Here is a 15,153-nt window from a genome sequence, read left to right as displayed (position 1 = left end):
TCTGTCTAACCTGCTACCAGCATAATCAGAATGGGCAAAATCAGGAATGAAGCAAGCGTGCTCCACAAGATGCAGGTAGAAACCAGTCTTGGGGATGCATTAAATTTTTCGGCTAAAATGACTGCATTCACAGCCACTGGCATCGAGGCCAGAATGAAGAGAACGGAAAACAAAAGTCCTGAAATTCCCAGTATCAGCATGGCAAGACAAGCCGCAAGCGGGGAGAGCAGAAGTCGAATTATCAGTCCTGCGTAGCTGGCTTTTTTAATAGATGGCTCCAGCCTGAATATTTTTACATAAGCCATCTGGGTACCGAGAATCGCCAGCACGACCGGAGAATAGGCGGCTGCAATCATCGAGACACCTGATTGAATGCCAGAGGGTAGATGCCAATCCAATGCTCGAAGTCCCAGTGCGAGAAGAGCCGCATAGATCGCAGGGAGAGAAAATACTGACTTCACGGCACTTTGAACAGAAAATTCAGAGCGGGCTGCAAAGTATACACCAATGGTATTGACCATAATCATCTGGATGACGACATATACGGAGGCTTTATCCAGGCCAAGCTGTCCAAAAGCAAGTAAAATAAGCGGCAACCCATAATTTGCACTATTAGTCAGTGTGGAGATTAAGGTGAGTCCCGCCGTTTCCGGGGGGCTCAGCCTGAAGATTTTCCCCGCTAATTGTGCAATTCCCCATAAAAGCAGCAGGTTCAGTAATGAAAAAGCGGCTGTCAGTGCCACATCATGCCAGGAAAGCTGTGCCTTGAGCAGTGTGTCCAGAATCATGGCGGGACTTAAAAAATATAAGTACAGAGTCGAGAGTGGTTTTGTTTCCAGCTTCATGAATTTGCCGAGTAAAAATCCGGCAATCACCGGAATGGACAGCGGAACGATAACGGATAAAAGAGTTGAGAGTACGATTTGAACCATGAATTCCACTCATCCTTTCTGTAATGACATTTTCCATTATAAGGCGCTACTTTCGAACCCGTCCAAGATGGATAAACAATTAAGGTTATAGGTATATGCTATGAAGCTTAGATCACTTATTCTGAAAATAACAAAAGGGATGTCCACAGCCATGTTAAACGGCTAATAGGAACATCCCTTTTATATGAAACCGAGTATTCTGAAGGTTTATGCAGAAGCCATAGTTTCCGCTTTAGTTCGGCAATCGTCAGAGCAATAGTGTTGATGCTGTTTTTCGCAATCTGGACACACGATATGTTGGAGATTGCACACGGGGCAGTTAATATAATGATCGTTTGTTGTTTCACAGTGGTAGCAATTACCAACAACAACGTCTTCATCTGTATGGTTGATTCGAACCGAAATTCGTTCGTCAAATACATAGCACTTACCGTCAAACAAACGTCCTTGTACTTCTGGGTCCTTGCTGTAAGTCACAATGCCGCCATCCAACTGAGCTACATCGTTAAAGCCTTCTTTAATCAGCAGACCAGACAGCTTTTCGCAACGAATACCTCCGGTACAGTATGTCAGGATTTTTTTATCCTTGAACCCAGTCATATTATCGCGAATCCATTGTGGAAATTCACGGAATGATTCAACTTCGGGGCGAATAGCTCCGCGGAAATGACCGATGTCATATTCGTAGTCGTTACGTCCGTCCAGAACCACGACATTTTCATCTTGAAGCTGTTCATAAAACTCCTTTGGTGATAGACGCTTGCCGCTAATTACATTAGGGTCCAGCTCGTCCTCATGACGTAGCGTAACCAGCTCCTGACGATGGCGTACAAATATTTTCTTGAACGCATGACCGTCAGACTCATCTATTTTAATAACGATATCGTGGAATTTCGGATTAGCGCGCAAATCACGGATATACTGCTCCGTTTGCTCTACTGTACCGGACAGTGTTCCGTTGATTCCTTCCTCAGCAATCAAGATTCTTCCCTTGACGCCCAGCTCTTTGCAGTAAGCCAGATGCTCTGCCGTAAAGGTGGCAGGATCTTCAATATTGACATATTTGTAAAACAACAAAATTCGATAAGCATGTTCACACATGTAAAATCACCCTCTGATTCAAGTCAAAGTTTTTTAACAAGCAAGTTTAAATGTACCACATTCTTTAAGTTAGTCAACATAAATGTTTAAAAAGTGGAAACGGAAAAGATGACGAGCGACAAAAGTAAGGGGTTACATTATAATGGTATTGTGGGGTTGATGAGATTTGCAGTAACAGGTTGAGGTCTAGCAGATGAAAGGATGAATTCAATGAAACATCATTTGACAGCGCATACACCACCTATGGGGTGGAATAGCTGGGATTGCTACGGTGCAGCAGTACGGGAAGAGGAAGTGCGAGGAAATGCTCAATATATGGCGGAGCACCTGAAGGAATATGGTTGGGAATATGTTGTGGTGGATATTCAGTGGTATGAGTCAGGAGCAGTATCTTCACAGTATCGCCCGTTTGTCCCATTGGAAATGGATTCATATTCACGTCTTATTCCAGCGGTGAATCGTTTTCCTTCGGCAGCAGATGGACGCGGCTTCCAAGCTCTTGCGGAATATGTACACGGTCTGGGATTAAAATTTGGGATACATATTATGAGAGGCATCTCCCGCCAGGCGGTTCATCAGGATACTCCGATTTTAGGAACTACAGCTACAGCCAGACAAATTGCACATCCTAACTCTATTTGTCCTTGGAACACAGATATGTATGGGGTAGATGCTTCCAAGGAAGGCGCACAGGAGTATTATAATTCGTTATTTGACCTGTATGCGGAATGGGGTGTGGATTTTGTCAAAGTAGATGACATTGCTGCATCACGTCTCTATGGTATTCATTTGGCGGAAATTGAATTGATTGAGCGGGCTATCGCCCAATGCGGACGTCCGATGGTGTTGAGTCTATCGCCTGGTCCCGCACCGCTGGAGCATGCATCTGATTTAATCGCAAACGCGAATATGTGGCGTATGACTGATGACTTCTGGGATGTATGGCCTTTACTGTATGGTATGTTTGAGCGCTGCGAGAAATGGGCGGAACATGTAGGTCCAGGTCACTGGCCGGATTGCGACATGTTGCCACTGGGCCATCTGGGTATTCGTTCGGTAGATTCAGTAGATTCCGGCAGTCATGATCGATGGACACGCTTTACGAAGGATGAGCAGCTGACAATGATGACTTTATGGAGCATTTTCCGGTCTCCACTGATGTTTGGGGGAGAACTGCGTGATAATGACGAATGGACACTTTCATTGCTGACGAACAAAGAAGTGCTCGATGTTCATCACAACGGTATGAATGCGCGACAGGTCTACAGAAAGGATGAACATATCGTTTGGACTTCTCACAACGAGGAAGGTCACGTATATGCGGCTTTATTTAATGCTGGAGATGAAGCTTCCACAGTCCGTGTGTCCTTACAGGAGCTTGGAATTGAAGGGCAGGCAAGTGCCAGAGACTTATGGAACCATGTGGATTTAGGTGATATAGTGCAGGAACTGTCTGCAGATATACCCCCTCATGGAGCTGCACTATTCATTATAAAATAACAGGATGTTAGGAAGGATCTAAGCTGCACGTTCAGCTCTAGTCACCTTATTGTAAAGTGGAGGATGTTTTTACGATAAGGTGATTTTTTTGTATGTGTAACTTTATGATATTTTAACGGACTCGACATGATTCTTGGGAATTTGACAATTGGAACATGTTAGGTTTATAGAGTGCCTATTTCTGCACAAATTTAAATCATTCTAGCGAATAGAGTCGAGAAAGGAGTCAAATGATGAAATTAAAAAAAATTCACAAAAATGAGCAGGACGAGCCTTGGCCCTCTAGTGAACAAATTCTGTGTATCGGAGGGGCCAATCTGGATCGTAAAATCATGATTAAAGGTACATTTCAGCTTCACACCTCCAACCCGAGCAGCACTAGTCTGCAATCTTGCGGTGGGGTAGCACGGAATGTGGCTGAAAATTTAGGGAGGTTGAGTCGACGGGTCAGCCTGCTGACCGCAGTTGGGGACGATGCTGAAGGTGAATTTATCATCGAACAGTCCAGCCGTTACATGCACGTGATTCCTCTTCAAGTCAAAGGTGAATCGTCAACCGGTGTCTATACTGCCTTGCTGAACGAGCATGGTGAAATGATTGTAGCGACAGCAGAAATGGAGATTTATGATCAGATTCGTCCTTCCGTAATTTTTGAAAATATTCCTTTAATCGCCTCGTCCCGACTCGTTCTGCTGGACACTAATTTTTCTATGAACGTAATAGCGGCCACCATACATGTCTGTCTGGAACATCAGGTTCCGCTTGTCGTTTCTTCGGTGTCAGCTTCCAAGATGAGAAAGCTTCCCCGAAATTTGCATGGGGTGGAATGGCTGGTATGCCAACCGGAAGAGGCTGAAGCTTATTTGGGACTTGAACTTAAAGATGATCAGCAGATATTGGACGCAGCCCGAGTTTTTCACAAACTTGGGGTTCAAAATGTCATTATTATCTGCGGTGCTGAGCGTGTGTTGTTTGCTTCTCAAGATGGAACTTATGGACAAATCCCTATACACCCATTTCAACAGGTCATTGATGTCACAGGCGCAGACGACGCTTTTATTGCCGGGATGATTTATGGAATTACCCAAGGTTATCCTATGGAACAAGTGTGCCAGTTTGGAATCAGTTGTGTCGATTTAACCATACAAACGGATCGGACAGTCTCAGACACCATTTCTATGAATAAACTTCATTCTAGATTCCAGGAGCTGTATGGCACACATTCGCAAAATTTTGTTTTTTTTAAGGGTGTGTATTTTAAAAAGAAAAATACATAAGTAAAGAAGAGAACACTAACCTACAGCAGCGTGTATTTGGAGCTTCACGGACGTAATGGTCTCAATTATTGAATTTATAAAAGGAGCAGGTTGTCTGATGGACAGTGTGAAATACGCTATTGTTTTTCTGCCGCTGTTCCTACTTTATTTGCTTTTAAAGGGAGGGGCTTTGGCAGTAGGTTTACTATATCGACTGATCTATTCCATTTCGACCTTACGTGCAGGACAAAGTGACGATCTTCTAGCTGTGCAGCATGCTAAGCGTATTATCGTAATCGGCTCACCGGGGAGCGGCAAGACTTTTTTGGCCAAACGTCTATCGATGTGGACTCATTTGCCGTATACCTCGTTGGATGATTTGTATTGGGGGCCAGAGTGGAAGCGGAGTACGGACAAGCAATTTCACAAACAGCTGGGAGAAGTCCTGCAAAGGGAAGAATGGATTATCGAAGGGAATTATCATGAGCGTTATTTTACCGAGCGACTCCAGCGTTCCGATACAATCATCGTGATGGATGTCAGCACGATTGAGGCGATATCAGGTGTTATCACACGTTCGCTTAACCGTTTTTTATTTTCCAAGGAGTTACCCATAGGAATAGAGCGGGAAGCCGTTCGTATTTGGGATATTTCACCTCGGTTTGTCCGCTTTGTTCTGGGTTTTCGCAGGCGTATCCGTCCTAAAATCTGGCCGCTCATTTTGCAATATGGTAATGAACGGAATTTGATTATCCTAAAATCTAAATATCGTTCATGTCCCTGGATGAGCCCAGATAGACAATTATCTCCTTGACTCGAATCTGCGTTTCGTGTAAAGTGGTGAAAATTGTAATATATAGGAATAGTGTAGACCAAGGATCAAAGGTTCAATTACCCGCTGTACAGAGAAGAAACCCATGGGCTGAAAGGTTTCTCGCCGCGAATGAACGTTTCCCTGCCTTGCGAGCTGTAGCGGTGCGTAAGATAAACCGTTACCGGCCAGATGCCGTTATCTGAAGAAGGAACGTCCCGTATATGGTTACGGTCAAATGAAGGGTGGTACCACGACACATTCGTCCCTGACGGATGTGTCTTTTTTGCGTACATTTTACGTTCTTACAAGGAGGAAGCCACACATGCGCCAAAGCCAATTATTACTGACAACCTTACGTGAAGCACCTGCAGAGGCCGAAGTGATCAGCCATCAGCTGATGCTGCGGGCAGGATTTATCCGCCAATTGGCGGCTGGAATGTATACCTATATGCCACTGGGCAGACGGGTGCTCAGAAAAGTGGAACAAATTGTACGAGATGAGATGGATCGTGCAGGGGCTGGAGAGTTGTTAATGCCTGTATTACAGCCAACGGAGCTGTGGCAAGAATCGGGGAGATACGATGTGTACGGCCCTGAGCTGATGCGTCTGCAAGATCGGCATGATCGGGAGTTCGCATTAGGTCCTACACATGAAGAGGTCATTACGTCTTTAATACGAAATGAAGTGAATTCCTATCGGAAATTGCCAGTAACACTGTACCAAATTCAAATCAAGTTTCGGGATGAACGACGTCCTCGGTTTGGTCTGCTTCGCAGCAGAGAATTTTTGATGAAGGATGCCTATTCGTTTGATGCCAATTGGGCAGGACTAGATCACACTTATTGGACGATGTTCCAGGCCTACCAACGTATTTTCAACCGCTGCAGTCTGAATTTTCGCGCAGTCGAAGCAGATGCAGGCGCTATTGGTGGTGAGGGCGAAACTCATGAATTTATGGCACTGGCTGAGATTGGAGAGGATATCATTGTGGCATGTACCTGCTGTGATTATGCTGCCAATCTTGAAAAGGCGGAGCCACGGACGACGGAGAGCATAGGAATATCTTCTGTCTCCAATGAAGATAAACATGACAGCCATCCTTCAATTGATACAGATAAAATGGAAAAACTGTACACTCCAGGTTTGCGAACCATAAATCAACTTGTTGAAACGCTTCACATAGAGTCGAAGGAAATCATCAAAACACTGATTTATATGGCTGACGATCAGCCGATTGCGATAGTTGTCAGAGGAGATCATGAGGTCAACGAAGTAAAAGTTAAACAAATTTTAGGTAGTGAAAAATTCGAAATAGCAAATGCAGATGCCGTCACAAAGGCGACTGGAACCCCACCCGGGTTCATAGGTCCATGCGGCTTGACAATCCCTGTGTGGGTGGATTACGCCGTTGTCCAAATGTCTAGCGGTTTTGCAGGCGCGAACGAGCAGGATTACCATTATCGGCATGTGAATCCAGGACGCGATCTAGATCTTCGCTATGTGGCAGACTTGCGCAATATTATAGAAGGGGATAGATGTCCTCGGTGTGACGAAGGGAAATTGGAACTTCATCGAGGAATTGAGATTGGACACGTATTTAAACTGGGCACCAAGTACAGTGAAAAGCTGGGTGCAACTTTTCTAGATGCGTCCGGAACTGATCAAGCGATGATTATGGGCTGTTATGGTATTGGTGTTTCCCGAATCCTGTCCGCTATTGTAGAGCAAAATCATGACCAGAACGGAATGATATGGCCGCATGCGCTGGCCCCGTTTCAGGTTCATATCATTCCGATTTCTGTGAAAGACAGGCTTCAGATGCAAATAGCTGAGGACTTATACAGCCAACTGCAGGATCGCGGTGTGGAAGTGTTGCTAGATGATCGTGAGGAACGCCCAGGGGTTAAATTTAAAGATTCGGATTTAGTAGGTATTCCCGTGCGTATCGTCGTTGGTAAAGATGCTGAACACGGAAAAGTAGAGTTCGTAGAGCGAAGAAGCAGCCACAAAGAGTCAATTCATATCCATGATGTAGAGAGACGGATACTGAACCTCATTCAACACTAAGCATCTGTATCCCGCAGAACATGACCTTCTCCAAGGGTAATCTCATGAAAGTCGGCCATCTGACGTGCCTGAAAACGAATGGGCTTGTCTCGACCTATCATAATGATATTTTGGATGTCAGCAATGCCTTCCGAGGGTAGGGAGAACGTGGTAACATAGGCGAATTCTTCACGTAGCGTTGTGTGAATGGCATGGATCAGATGATCGTGTTCGCTTTTGCCTATCAAATTCATAATTAGCGAGCCTTCTGCATCCAGCTTTTCTTTGGCCATTTTGAAAAATTCCCAAGATATTAAATGCAAAGGCGTACCCTGCTCCGTGAAGGCGTCCAAAATAATATAGTCATAAGCATCCGGGCTCTCCTTCTCCAGAATGCGGCGTCCATCACCAATAACTACATTGTCCTGGTCGTATCCAAAGAATGTTCGGCTGAATTCTACCACTTGTGCGTCCAGCTCGGCAATCTTAAAGCGTTTGTCTGCAAAATGACCCGCAATCGTGCCTACACCATGTCCGATAACAAACACGTCTTCAAATGACGGGTCGTTCAGCTCCATGAGATGGATGATTGCTCTGGGATATTCGAACAGAATACGTTGCGGATAATTCAAATCCATCGCACCTTGGATGGCTGCATTGGAGAATTGCATCACGCGAAATAATCCCTTTTCACCATACAGCTCCGTGGTTTCATATACCGTGATTTCATGGTTATTGCTCAACTTTTTATGTAAGACATCCAAGTGAATAATCTCCTTCAAGTCAGACTTCCTCCTCATCTTAGACATTCATAGGATTATTGTCCATAGATGAGAGGATTGAAAGTTCACATTCTTGAAGCATCCCTAATTAGGTAGAATTGTTTATTTTTCCATAACGGAGTTGTTTGAACTTGTTCGTATGTCCTTTAGGAGATATAATATACAAGGATATAATGAAGTTCGTTGTGTATATTCATACAGGAAGAGAGCGGGATATTATGGGACGTAAGTGGAATAACATTAAAGAAAAGAAGGCATCCAAGGATGCTAATACGAGTCGTATATATGCTAAATTTGGCGTGGAAATTTATGTGGCAGCCAAACAGGGCGAGCCAGATCCTGAATCCAATCGGGTACTAAGAGTCGTGTTAGAACGTGCAAAAACGTACAATGTACCGAAAGCGATCATTGACCGTGCTATTGAAAAAGCAAAAGGTGCTGGCGATGAAAACTACGTAGAGCTTCGTTATGAAGGTTTCGGACCGAACGGCTCCATGGTCATTGTAGATGCACTGACTAATAACGTAAACCGTACAGCATCGGATGTGCGTTCTGCATTTACTAAAAATGGCGGTAGCTTGGGCGTGAGCGGATCTGTAGCCTACATGTTTGATTCCACGGCAGTTATTGGTCTGGTGGGTAAAACCGCAGATGAAGTGCTGGAGCTGCTGATGGAGGCAGATGTCGAGGTTCGTGACATCATTGAAGAAGATGAAGCCGTCATCGTATATGCAGAGCCTGATCAATTCCATGCTGTTCAGGAAGCTTTCAAGCAGGCAGGAGTAACTGAGTTTACTGTGGCTGAGCTCACCATGCTTGCCCAAAATGACATCTCATTACCAGAGGATGCACAGGTTCAATTTGATAAATTGATTGATGCATTAGAGGATTTGGAAGATGTTCAGCAGGTGTACCACAACGTAGACTCTGAGGAATAATCGGATTGCATCATTTACATCTGAGCGTTTGGATAAAATAAACATCCCTAAACCATCGTATTTCGGTACGATGGTTTTTTTGTGAATAAAATGATATAAAATCAATTTCATTTTCTTGACTGATCAGTCTGAAAAAATTATAATCATAGTCAAGGAGGTGAACATGAGGTTTGGGAAGAGCTAAAGAATTTGATACTGAAAGTGTTCTGCGAAAAGCTATGGCTGTATTTGGAGAGCATGGCTATGAGGGAACTTCTCTGACTATTTTACTGGATCAGCTGGGTATAGCGCGGCAGAGTCTTTATGATACCTACGGAACGAAATATGATTTATTTTTTTCGGCTATTCAGCTTTATATACGTGACAAAACTGAAGCCGTAGTTCATCTGCTCAGTCAACCTGGGAGCATTAAGGATGCAATAGCGACGATTTTTAATGAATCTGTTAGAGTCTTGACGGATAAGAGACTGTCCAAGGAATGCTTTATTATGAACAGTGCTATTGAACAAGCTCCGCATCATCATGAGATCAAAGCTTTTATTTCTGAAAATACTGAAAAGCTTGAACTTGCCTTTTACAACGCCCTAGTCCGCGCCCAAAAAGAGGGGGAGATTCATGCTACAGAATCTGAGCTATTGTCAATCGCCAGATTTCTAAATCATGCCCGACTATCGTTGACATTTACCGCCAAGACAGGCGCCAGCACTGAGGTGCTTAGAGATATTGTACGTACGACGCTGTCGGTTTTGGATTGATCTTTATGAACGCTTAATAGCGTTTATTTTTTGAACATTCCAGACCGATTAGTCAAATATTTTTTTGATTATTATTATAGATTATTCAGTCTAGAATGATTATGTTTATTTTCGCGTCTTAAATTCACTTTTTAAACAGAAATTAAAATAAATATGCGAGGTGTCTACCATGAATATCAATCCGAATACTGACGATGCAAAACAGCAAGCACAAGCAGTCATGCATAAATTTACGAGCAACCTGTTAGAAGAAAATATGGAGCAATGGATTTCATTATTTGATGATAACGCTGTTTTCGAGTTCCCTTATGCACCTAAACATTTGGTACAAGTGCTTCAGGGTAAAGCAGCAATTTACGAGTATATTAAGGAGTTTCCTAGTACTTCGGATTCAGCATTTCTCTTCACCAACTATCCATACGACAACGGACCCGAGTTTATTCGTGGCCGAATTCGCCTCTGAGGCGCAGGCTGTGAGCACAGGTAAACCGTATAATCAAACCTACATTTCTGTTATTAAGCTGAAGAACGGAAAAATTAGTCACTACAAAGATTATTGGAACCCTTTGGTAGCTCTAGAAGCTCTAGAATCGTGAATGAAAAAGTCAATTCTCATAGGGATATAGAGATCTAGGCGAAAATAAAAATTAAAATAGGAGTTGAATTTCATGAAAGACAGAAATATAGCGTTGATTACAGGAGCAAACGGCAAAACAGGCAGCCGTGTAGCTGCCAGACTTATGCAACTTCAGTATCCGGTACGTTTGGCAGGGCGTACTAAACCTGGCAATTCGGAAGGGGCGGATTATGTATTTTTTGATTGGTATGATGAATCAACACATGCACAGGCGCTGGTGAATGTAGGTAAAATTTATTTGGTAGTACCTGTGCTGGACGTCAATCCCGCCAAAGTGATGATTCCTTTTATTGAAAAAGCCTTGAGTGCCGGAGTGCAAAGATTTGTGCTGTTAGGGAGCGCATCTGTGCCTGAGGACGGACCAGTATTTGGACCTGTGCATCAAGCACTTCGTAGATTAGCTCCAGAGTGGGCTGTGCTGCAGCCATCCTACTTTATGGAGAATTTCACAGAAGGCCAGCATGTGGACACGATCAAAAACAACAAGGCCATTTATAGTGCAACCCGAAACGGGAGAATAGGCTTCGTAAGTGCAGATGACATTGCAGAAGTGGGAGTGAGGGCTCTTATTGACGATAAACTACACAACACGGCTCATGTCATCACTGGACCTCAATCACTAACATATGACGAAGTGGCTGAACTGATCGGGAAATCAACAGTCCAACCGATCCAGCATATCTCGTTGTCTGATGAAGAGTTGAAAGCGGGCATGGTTCACGCTGGAATGCCTGAGGAATATGCAGATATGCTGGCAGGATTAGATAGAAGGATACGTGAAAATGGAAGTGAAGACCAAGTGACCGATACCGTTAAGCTTGTCACTGGGCGCTGTCCGGTCTCATTTGAGCAGTTTGTTCTGAGCCACGGAAACAGCTGGAAGACATCATGACAAAGTGTTTCCTTTATTTCTTTTTAGGGTCATAAGAGTAACCAGGATACTTGACGACGGGCCATTTGACCTTTCGTAAATTAGAGATCACATCAGCGCCAACGTGTAAATTACTTTGAATCAGTTCTTTAGGCGTAAGAGCCATCCATTGATTTAAGGACACATCTGCAAAACGGTCACTTTTAAACATCTCAAGAAACCATAGTGTGCTAGAACCTGTATTTTGAATGTAATGACCGTAAGCAAAGGGCACATATCCAACATCCCCGGCTCTGAAATCAAATGTACGAGCTGCACCATTACCGCCAAAGACAGTCATCCGTCCTTGCCCGGCAAGATAGTATTGCCATTCGTCATTATTGGGGTGCCAATGCATTTCTCGCATGGCTCCAGGCTCAATCTCAACAAGGGCAGCTGCAATGGTTTTGGAAATCGGAAAATTGGAGGAGTCAACGATCCGTACGCTTCCGCCTGGTGTTTTGATCGGGGGCTGAGCTAGTAACTCATGCTTAAAGGATTGGGGCAACGTCCCGTAGGGAGAAGGAACCGCTTGACTTTGAATTGAACCGGGAACGGAGTCCTGATAGATGTACACTTGGTCTTGAGGAATCTCTGCAAAATCGGCTTCTGGAATCCCGAAATTTGCAGAGAGCACCTCTTTAGGTGTGTGTGCGAACCAATCCGAGATGGATAAGGTGTTCAGATCGGAGAAACTGCCATCGTCGAAAACCAGCAAAAATTCACAGCCTTCTTCAAGGCCCTGTATAGAATGCGGGATGCCAGGTGGAAAGTACCAGAGATCGCCAGGGCCTACATCAGCAATAAAATTACGTCCATCTTGGTCAACTGCCGTAATGCGAGCACTACCTAACAGCATATAAGACCATTCTGCCTGCTGATGCCAGTGAAGTTCGCGGACACCGCCCGGTGTCAAACTCATATTCACGCCGGCAAGCGTTGTGGCAATGGGTAATTCCCTTACTGTAACTTCTCTTGACCATCCACCATGATTAAGCTGCATATGGGCGTCTGAAAAAGAAAACCTCATATTCGGTATGAGACCATTGTCCGTTACGGGAGGAACCAGCATATCTGGATTTTGTAAATCCCTCATCACATCACGTGGACCCTTGTCAATCCCCCCTGCGCCATCACTTCTTATGGGCTGGGGGATTCCGACTTTTTTCGAGCAATCATTATGCATTATTTGATCTTCCTCTCCAAGTTGAAGCATGATGAAGCATAGGATTAAGAGAAAATACGCATAAAGATTTTATGAGGACGTGATGAGTTTTATGCCGTGTGCGTTAGATCTGTAAACTGTGCTTGAATGATTTGGGCTAAATCATGCGGACTCAGCTCCACTTGGGTTCCAATTTTCCCAGCGCTTACGACGATCGTTTCCAGCTCAACTGCAGGCTGGTCGATATAAGTGGGATAGATCTTTTTCATCCCTATGGGAGAGCAGCCGCCGCGAATATATCCCGTATGTTTTTGCAGATCCTTAACTGGAAGCATTTCAATTTTCTTCTCTCCCGCAGATTTGGCAGCCTTTTTGAGATCGAGCTCTTTATGTACAGGAATGACAAAAACAAACAGATTTTGTTTGCTATGTGCAACCAAAGTTTTAAAAACAGATTCCGGTGCTCTTTGAATCTTTTCGGCTACGTTCATACCGTCTATTTTTCCATCTTGATGGTCATAACTCAAAATATTGTAGTGGATGTGTTGCCCGTCCAATATACGCATAGCGTTTGTTTTACTGATACTCATTTTAATTCTTCCTTTCTAGCGTTTTTCCAAGTGATCTACATAATCTTTTGCATCCTTAAGTGAAAGATTCTTAGCGGTTCTTAACTCTTTTATGGCTTTAATCTTATTTCCTTCCCTGATTAGTAGAAGCAGCCTTTCATTGATTTCTTCGGAAGCTTCTGCGTGTTGGATATGTGGAGCAGGAGGAGCGATTGTATTTGACATCGAGGTTCCCGTTAGTCCCGAACGATTCTCAAGACGCTCCACTTCGGATTTCAGGTCATTAAGCCGAGATTGAAGGCGGTAAACCTTGAACAAAAGTATGACGGAGAGGATCAATGCAATGATTGCTACATATTCACTAGTTGCCAATAGAATCTCCCTTTTCTTGTTAGTTTTATCACTAAATTTTTGTCCCTTAAACATAGTATATCATGATGATTGACTAATCGAATTGAGAATCATATTCTTTGCGTACGGGTAGTGCAAATTGACTTATTGCAGACCGAGCGTTATATTACAGCTTATTATTAAGCTTTTTATAATCACTTCAAAAGGAGTGTATTCAAATACAACCAGTTTCCAATAATACCATTCGGGTCAAACACATTAATGTAGAGCTAGTTAAAAACACACTGAAATCCAAGGAATATGCAACCAAGTCGTCTATAGCCAGTATTACAGGACTTAGTGTGGCAACCTGCGGAAATATTCTAAATGAGCTTCTTCAAACCGGAGAAGTATTAGAGATGGAATTGGAAGAATCGAACGGTGGGCGTCCGGCTAGACGTTACAAATATAACGCTGATTATTCCTATATTATTTGTTTAACTGTGAAAACGGAAGGCGGAGTAGATTCTCTTACTTATGCTGTTGCCAATATGCTTGGCGATATTATTGCAGAGAACACATCCGTTGTGCCTCATATTGATTATGAAGTAATAGATCACCAAATTGAAGAGCTGATTAACAACTACGAAAACGTTAAAGCGATTGGTATTGGCATCCCGGGGGTTGTTCATCAAGGGGTTATTGATGTCTGCGATCTTGATCTGCTGATAGGAGTCCCTGTAGGACCACGCCTTCAAGATAAATACGGGGTAGAAGTCACCATTGAAAATGATATGCATCTGACCGTCTATGGATTTTATAACATGCAAAATTATGATGAGGACAAAACCTTCGCTATTGTTACGTTTCCCAAGGATAATTTTCCGGGAGCGGGTTTTATTGTCGATGGACATTTGTTAAAAGGAAATACCAAATTTGCCGGGGAAGTTTCCTTTTTACCCTTTGGCATAACGAGAGAGGAACAGCTTAAACAGTTAAATAGCACACAGGAATTTGTTTTTTTGGCGATCAAAACGATAACATCCATTATTGCGATTATAGACCCTGTATCGATCGCTTTGACAGGAGAGTTATCTAAGCCAGCACTGTTGGATGATATTTATAACGGCTGTCTTAAAGATGTACCCAAAGAACATATGCCTGAGATTTTTGTAAAAAACGATACGCACGATGAATACATGTATGGGTTGATTTCAGTTACCCTTGAAAGCTTGACCTACAATTTACAATTGGTGGAAAAAAGAAAATAGAGGCCTTCCACTTTGAAGAATAGCTCACCCAGTTACAATTGGTAATTAACGGATAGATGGGTGGGGACGTTGTTATAAATAGGGAAGTAAGTATTGGAGATAATACGATTATAGACTCTGCAAGTTTTTAAAATAATACTTGACAT

Annotated in this window: 15 protein-coding genes; 9 read left to right on the top strand and 6 right to left on the bottom strand. The window is 43.4% G+C overall.

Translation table 11 applies throughout. From position 1 onward, the window contains the following. Window positions 1-5: 5 nt before the first annotated feature. Both BN1546_RS25855 and BN1546_RS25850 read right to left on the bottom strand, forming a co-directional pair. Window positions 6-932, bottom strand: coding sequence for an AEC family transporter (locus BN1546_RS25855; RefSeq protein WP_090739268.1), 927 nt, complete (start codon window positions 930-932; stop codon window positions 6-8). A gap of 207 nt (window positions 933-1,139) precedes the next feature. Further along, window positions 1,140-2,033, bottom strand: a complete 894-nt coding sequence (locus BN1546_RS25850) for an oxygen-dependent tRNA uridine(34) hydroxylase TrhO (RefSeq protein ID WP_090739267.1) — start codon at window positions 2,031-2,033, stop codon at window positions 1,140-1,142. A gap of 210 nt (window positions 2,034-2,243) precedes the next feature. Here BN1546_RS25850 and BN1546_RS25845 point away from each other — a divergent pair, with 210 nt between their 5' ends. The 4 genes from BN1546_RS25845 to BN1546_RS25830 all read left to right on the top strand — a co-directional run bounded on the left by BN1546_RS25845 (window position 2,244) and on the right by BN1546_RS25830 (window position 7,671). Beyond that, on the top strand, window positions 2,244-3,533 hold the full coding sequence (locus tag BN1546_RS25845; RefSeq protein ID WP_058831338.1) for a glycoside hydrolase family 27 protein: 1,290 nt from the start codon (window positions 2,244-2,246) through the stop codon (window positions 3,531-3,533). A 233-nt stretch (window positions 3,534-3,766) separates the two neighbouring features. Next, entirely contained in the window at window positions 3,767-4,810 is a 1,044-nt protein-coding gene (locus tag BN1546_RS25840; protein WP_058711083.1) for a carbohydrate kinase family protein, read from the top strand. A 97-nt stretch (window positions 4,811-4,907) separates the two neighbouring features. Continuing rightward, a complete protein-coding gene (locus BN1546_RS25835) occupies window positions 4,908-5,603 on the top strand; it encodes a P-loop NTPase family protein (protein WP_090739266.1) in 696 nt (231 codons plus the stop codon). Window positions 5,604-5,925: 322 nt separating this feature from the next. Beyond that, complete coding sequence (locus tag BN1546_RS25830) at window positions 5,926-7,671, top strand: proline--tRNA ligase (RefSeq protein ID WP_090739265.1); 1,746 nt, start codon at window positions 5,926-5,928, stop codon at window positions 7,669-7,671. Here BN1546_RS25830 and BN1546_RS25825 read toward each other — a convergent pair. Continuing rightward, on the bottom strand, window positions 7,668-8,432 hold the full coding sequence (locus BN1546_RS25825; RefSeq protein ID WP_082689634.1) for a spermidine synthase: 765 nt from the start codon (window positions 8,430-8,432) through the stop codon (window positions 7,668-7,670). The two genes, BN1546_RS25830 and BN1546_RS25825, sit on opposite strands and share 4 nt — an antisense overlap. 218 nt (window positions 8,433-8,650) lie before the next feature. On the opposite strand from BN1546_RS25825, the gene BN1546_RS25820 reads away from it, so the two are divergent. From BN1546_RS25820 to BN1546_RS25805, 4 genes are all read left to right on the top strand, one after another. Then, entirely contained in the window at window positions 8,651-9,370 is a 720-nt protein-coding gene (locus tag BN1546_RS25820; protein WP_013310214.1) for a YebC/PmpR family DNA-binding transcriptional regulator, read from the top strand. Between the two features lie 170 nt (window positions 9,371-9,540). Continuing rightward, window positions 9,541-10,125 (top strand): TetR/AcrR family transcriptional regulator, encoded by a 585-nt coding sequence (locus BN1546_RS25815; protein ID WP_013371033.1) that lies wholly within the window; start codon window positions 9,541-9,543, stop codon window positions 10,123-10,125. Window positions 10,126-10,294: 169 nt separating this feature from the next. Beyond that, window positions 10,295-10,588, top strand: a complete 294-nt coding sequence (locus tag BN1546_RS25810; protein WP_255305622.1) for a nuclear transport factor 2 family protein — start codon at window positions 10,295-10,297, stop codon at window positions 10,586-10,588. 205 nt (window positions 10,589-10,793) lie between these two features. Beyond that, window positions 10,794-11,654 carry an NmrA family NAD(P)-binding protein gene (locus BN1546_RS25805; RefSeq protein WP_090739264.1) on the top strand — a complete coding sequence of 287 codons (861 nt, stop codon included), beginning with the start codon at window positions 10,794-10,796 and terminating at the stop codon, window positions 11,652-11,654. Window positions 11,655-11,667: 13 nt separating this feature from the next. On the opposite strand, the gene BN1546_RS25800 is transcribed toward BN1546_RS25805, so the two are convergent. From BN1546_RS25800 to BN1546_RS25790, 3 genes are all read right to left on the bottom strand, one after another. After that, complete coding sequence (locus BN1546_RS25800; protein ID WP_040101399.1) at window positions 11,668-12,858, bottom strand: oxalate decarboxylase family bicupin; 1,191 nt, start codon at window positions 12,856-12,858, stop codon at window positions 11,668-11,670. Between the two features lie 89 nt (window positions 12,859-12,947). Next, complete coding sequence (gene ybaK / locus BN1546_RS25795; RefSeq protein WP_025677847.1) at window positions 12,948-13,427, bottom strand: Cys-tRNA(Pro) deacylase; 480 nt, start codon at window positions 13,425-13,427, stop codon at window positions 12,948-12,950. A gap of 15 nt (window positions 13,428-13,442) precedes the next feature. Further along, the gene (locus BN1546_RS25790) at window positions 13,443-13,778 is read right to left on the bottom strand and encodes a ribosomal protein L7/L12 (protein WP_090739286.1); all 336 of its coding nucleotides are present in this window, start codon (window positions 13,776-13,778) and stop codon (window positions 13,443-13,445) included. A 320-nt stretch (window positions 13,779-14,098) separates the two neighbouring features. Here BN1546_RS25790 and BN1546_RS25785 point away from each other — a divergent pair, with 320 nt between their 5' ends. Next, window positions 14,099-15,007, top strand: a complete 909-nt coding sequence (locus BN1546_RS25785) for an ROK family protein (protein WP_013371039.1) — start codon at window positions 14,099-14,101, stop codon at window positions 15,005-15,007. Window positions 15,008-15,153: the final 146 nt, after the last annotated feature.

Source organism: Paenibacillus sp. Mc5Re-14, assembly GCF_001049835.1.
Taxonomy (GTDB): Bacteria; Bacillota; Bacilli; order Paenibacillales; family Paenibacillaceae; genus Paenibacillus; species Paenibacillus polymyxa_C.
This window is presented reverse-complemented; position numbering and strand designations above follow the sequence as displayed.

Excerpts from the sequence above, each read along its gene's own strand:
- BN1546_RS25855 (WP_090739268.1), bottom strand. The coding sequence starts at position 932 with ATGGTTCAAATCGTACTCTCAACTCTTTTATCCGTTATCGTTCCGCTG.
- BN1546_RS25850 (WP_090739267.1), bottom strand. The coding sequence starts at position 2,033 with ATGTGTGAACATGCTTATCGAATTTTGTTGTTTTACAAATATGTCAAT.
- BN1546_RS25845 (WP_058831338.1), top strand. The coding sequence starts at position 2,244 with ATGAAACATCATTTGACAGCGCATACACCACCTATGGGGTGGAATAGC.
- BN1546_RS25840 (WP_058711083.1), top strand. The coding sequence starts at position 3,767 with ATGAAATTAAAAAAAATTCACAAAAATGAGCAGGACGAGCCTTGGCCC.
- BN1546_RS25835 (WP_090739266.1), top strand. The coding sequence starts at position 4,908 with ATGGACAGTGTGAAATACGCTATTGTTTTTCTGCCGCTGTTCCTACTT.
- BN1546_RS25830 (WP_090739265.1), top strand. The coding sequence starts at position 5,926 with ATGCGCCAAAGCCAATTATTACTGACAACCTTACGTGAAGCACCTGCA.
- BN1546_RS25820 (WP_013310214.1), top strand. The coding sequence starts at position 8,651 with ATGGGACGTAAGTGGAATAACATTAAAGAAAAGAAGGCATCCAAGGAT.
- BN1546_RS25810 (WP_255305622.1), top strand. The coding sequence starts at position 10,295 with ATGAATATCAATCCGAATACTGACGATGCAAAACAGCAAGCACAAGCA.
- BN1546_RS25805 (WP_090739264.1), top strand. The coding sequence starts at position 10,794 with ATGAAAGACAGAAATATAGCGTTGATTACAGGAGCAAACGGCAAAACA.
- BN1546_RS25800 (WP_040101399.1), bottom strand. The coding sequence starts at position 12,858 with ATGCATAATGATTGCTCGAAAAAAGTCGGAATCCCCCAGCCCATAAGA.
- ybaK (WP_025677847.1), bottom strand. The coding sequence starts at position 13,427 with ATGAGTATCAGTAAAACAAACGCTATGCGTATATTGGACGGGCAACAC.